The 3,915-nt window shown below is 67.3% G+C and carries 3 protein-coding genes; all 3 read right to left on the bottom strand.

Features of this window, described 5'->3' with window-relative positions:
* Positions 1-155 precede the first annotated feature (155 nt).
* The gene (locus tag IP86_RS26525; protein WP_054165448.1) at positions 156-1,124 is read right to left on the bottom strand and encodes a Bug family tripartite tricarboxylate transporter substrate binding protein; all 969 of its coding nucleotides are present in this window, start codon (positions 1,122-1,124) and stop codon (positions 156-158) included.
* Between the two features lie 280 nt (positions 1,125-1,404).
* Positions 1,405-2,310 carry a DMT family transporter gene (locus IP86_RS26520; RefSeq protein ID WP_054165447.1) on the bottom strand — a complete coding sequence of 302 codons (906 nt, stop codon included), beginning with the start codon at positions 2,308-2,310 and terminating at the stop codon, positions 1,405-1,407.
* Between the two features lie 108 nt (positions 2,311-2,418).
* Positions 2,419-3,354 carry a DMT family transporter gene (locus IP86_RS26515; RefSeq protein ID WP_054165446.1) on the bottom strand — a complete coding sequence of 312 codons (936 nt, stop codon included), beginning with the start codon at positions 3,352-3,354 and terminating at the stop codon, positions 2,419-2,421.
* Positions 3,355-3,915 lie beyond the last annotated feature (561 nt).

The following is a 3,915-nucleotide window of genomic DNA, read 5'->3' as shown; positions in this document are numbered from 1 at the left end:
GGGGGGGGGGGGGGGGGGGGGGGGGGACGCGAGTCGCTGACTCTTTGCCTTGTGGAAGCGCCCCTCACCCGGATGGCTGCGCTATCCGACCTCTCCCCGCAAGCGGGGAGAGGTAACGCCGTTCGCGCGGAAAGGTTGGTAGCAGCGACCCGCGCCTACTGCTTCTCGATCCCCGCCTCGCGCACCAGCTTTTCCCACAGCACCAGCTGATCATCGACGAACTTGCCGAGGTCTTCGGGCGTGCCGGAGAACGCGTCCATGCCGAGCGTGGCGAGCTTGGCCTTGGTCTCGGGGTCTTCGACGATCTTGCGGATCTCGGTGTTGAGCTTCGTCACCACTTCCTTCGGCGTGCCGGCCGGCGCGAAGTAGCCCTGCCACGAGGTGATGTCGAAATCCGGCACGCCGGCCTCCTGCATCGACGGCAGATCCGGTACCAGCGGCGAGCGGTCCTTGGTGGTGACCGCGAGCGCCCGCAGCGCGCCGCCCTGGACGTGCGGCAGGCCGGTCAGCACGTCGGTGAACATCATGGTGATGCGGCCGCCGATCACGTCGTTCATCGCCGGCGGCGAACTCTTGTACGGCACGTGCAGCAGGTCGATCCCGGCCTTGCGGGCGAAGGTCGCGCCCGACACGATCGCCGACGACGAGCCCGACGCGTAGGTCAGCTTGCCCGGATTGGCCTTGGCGTAGGCGATCAGTTCGCCGACCGTCTTGGCCGGCACGTCCGGATGCACCACCAGCATGAACGGCAGGTCGCCGGTGCGCGCCACCGGGGTGAAGTCCTTCACCGGATCGTAGGTGAGGTTCTTGAGCAGATACGGGTTGGCCGAATGCGTGGTGTTGGTGGTGACGAACAGCGTGTAGCCGTCCGGCTTGGCGCGCGCCGCGTAGGTCGCGGCGATCATGCCGTTGGCGCCGGGCTTGTTTTCGATCACCATGCCGACGCCGAGCGCCTGGCCGAGCTTCTGCGAGATCAGCCGCGTCGTCGTGTCGGTGCCGCTGCCGGCCGCGAACGGCAGCACCAGCGTGATGTTGTGGGTGGGATAGCTGGTGTCGGCCCGCGCCGGCGCGGCGACATTGGACAACAGCAGAGCCGCCGCAAACGCGGCGCAGATCGATTGCATCGGAATCCTCCCGGACGTCTTGTTCTTGTCCGCATAGACTGCGCGAAACCCGCCGAAAAGGCGAGGCCCCAGGCACGTCATTCCGGAGCGCCGCAGCGCGCTTCACTCCCGCCCAGGCACGTCATTCCGGGGCGCGCGGAGCGCGAACCCGGAATCTCGATGGGTTCTGCGACTCCGGCGTTTCCACAACATCTGGATTCCGGGTTCGCGCGCAAGGGGCGCGCGCCCCGGAATGACGGTGGGTGGGGCGAAGGACGATGACGTGAGGTCTGCGCGTCGCTTAGCGCCGCGCGGCGATGAACACACCGGCGATCACCATGGCGTAGCCGGCGAGGTGGAACAGCTCGGGCTTTTCGCCGAGCAGCACGATCGCCATCACCGAGCCGAACACCGGCATCAGATGCAGGAACGGCGCGGAGCGGTTCGGGCCGATCAGCGCGACGCCGCGGTTGAAGCACAGATAGGCCAGCGCCGAGGGGAAGATCACCACATAGGCCAGCGACGTGATCGTCACCCAATCGGCGCTCGGTCGCACGCCGGCGGCGAATTCCCAGATCGCCAGCGGCAGCAACAGCAGCGCGCCGCCCGCGGTGGTGACGATGATCAGCGACAAGGGATGCGTCGCCGGCCGCTTCGGCATCAGCGCCGAATACATCCCGAAGGCGCACAGCGCGCCCGCGACCATCAGGTCGCCGCGGTTGAACTCGACCTGCGCCAGCGCGGCGAAATCGCCGCGCAGGATGATGGTGAGCACGCCGAGCAGCGACAGGCCGATGCCGATCGCCTGCATCCAGGTCAGCCGCACGCCGAACAACAACAGCGACCATAGCGCCACGAACAGCGGCCCGGACGACTGCATCAGCAACGCGTTCAGCGCCTGGGTGTATTGCAGCCCCCAATAGCTCAGCACGTTGTTGATCGCGAAGCCGGTCGCGGACAGCACGACCATCAGTTTCCAATGCCCGCGCAGCTTGCGCCAGTCGCGGCGCAGATGCGGCCAGGCCACCGGCAGCATCAGCAGCATCGCGCCGATCCAGCGTACGCAGGACAGCGTCACCGGCGGGATATGGCCGGCGACGGCGCGGCCGAGCACGATGTTGCCGGCCCAGAACAGCGAGGTCAGGCTGAGCAGCAGATAAGGCTGGTTGGCGAGCCAGTGGAAGGCTTGGCGGAGCGGAGCGATCACGCGTCACGGGCGGTTGGAGGGCGCTCCAGCCATGCCCGAATTTCGCCGGCCCGCAAAGCCCCGCGGCGGAATGCCGTCATGCGCGGGCGGGGGCCGCGCGCATCGCTGCTACGCTTCGGCCACCTTCTGCCGGCGCGCCGCCACGACCACGCCGGTCAGCACCAAAGCGTAGCCGACCGCGTGATACAGATGCGGGCGTTCGCCGAGAAACACGATCGCCATCGCCGAGCCGAACACCGGGACCAGATGGAAGAACGGCGCCGAACGGTTGGCGCCGATCAGCCGGACGCCGCGGTTGTAGCAGAGATAAGCGAGGATCGACGGGAAGATCGACACATAGCCGACCGCCGCCACATTGGTGAGATCGAACGCCGGCGCCGGCTGCACCGAGAGTTCCCAGATCAGCGGCGGGATCAGAAACAGCGCGCCGCAGCCGAAGGTAAAGGCGAGAAACGACAGCCCGTGGATCGCCGGCCGCTTCTGCGACAGCGCGGTGAACAGGCCGAACGACGCCATCGCGCCGAGAAACAGCAGGTCGCCGTAGTTCAGATCGATCGCAGCGAGTTCCGCGATGTTGCCGTGCAGGATGATCAACGCCACGCCCAGCATCGAGGCGAACGCGCCGATCGCCTGCGCCAGCGTCATCCGCACACCCAGCACGATCAACGCCCAGATCGCCACGAACAGCGGCCCGGTGGATTGCAGCAGCAGCACGTTGAGGGCGGTGGTGTACTGCAGCGAGGTGTATTGCAGCGTATTGAAGGTGCTGATCCCGATGATCGACACCACCACCATCAGCTTGATGTGGCGCCGGATCATCATCCGATCAGCGACGAGGTGCCGCCAGGCGAACGGGATCACGATCAGGAACGCGACGCTCCAGCGCAGGAACGACAGCGTCACCGGCGGAAAGTGCCCGGCGATGAAGCGGCCGACGATGGCGTTGCCCGCCCAGAACAGCGACGTCAGGCTGAGCAGGAGATAGGGCTGGTCGATGATCCAGCCGAAGCGGTGGGCTTCGGCGGTCGGCGTCGTCGTGGTCATGGGGGGCCCGGGCGATGGAGCGGCGCACGCCGGGCTGACCCTTCGCGCTGAACGCCGCCTCCCGTTGATTTTGGTCCCCAGCCTTAAGCAGTTCGGCAGCCGATCGCAACCGCCGCGCCGTGCAAGGCGCGCATGCGCGGGCACTTGTGCGCTCGCTCTCGTCGCGGCTGATGTTGCGCAGGAACTACGTCTCGAACGCGATTGGCGTTGCGCCTCGACGCCTTGCACGATGACCTCGCGATCGTGCGCAGCGGCAGTCGCGCCACCGAGCCCCGACTATTGGAGCAGTAGACCTCAGCTATTGTTGAGGTTGTAGGAGGGGGCGGCTCGTTCGTCCCGGCCCGCCGCAGCGCACGTTGCTCTGCGGCGGTGGCTCTGGTGCCGAACGCGCGTGTGGATGCGGTTTGGAGCCGGCGATGACCGACACCTTGCGACCCCCGCCCGACGCACGGCGCCATCTGGCGCCAATGCTGATCGTGCTTTTGACCCTGGCGTCGATCTTTGCCGGCATCTATCTGTGGCGGCTGGCGCGGCTCGCGCCCAGTGCCGGGCATCTCCGCC

Origin of the sequence: Rhodopseudomonas sp. AAP120 (genome assembly GCF_001295845.1) — a bacterium.
Classification (GTDB): Bacteria; Pseudomonadota; Alphaproteobacteria; order Rhizobiales; family Xanthobacteraceae; genus Rhodopseudomonas.
Note: the sequence above shows the minus strand (reverse complement) of the source record. Positions and strands in the feature narration are given on the sequence as shown.

Excerpts from the sequence above, each read along its gene's own strand:
- IP86_RS26515 (WP_054165446.1), bottom strand. The coding sequence starts at position 3,354 with ATGACCACGACGACGCCGACCGCCGAAGCCCACCGCTTCGGCTGGATC.
- IP86_RS26525 (WP_054165448.1), bottom strand. The coding sequence starts at position 1,124 with ATGCAATCGATCTGCGCCGCGTTTGCGGCGGCTCTGCTGTTGTCCAAT.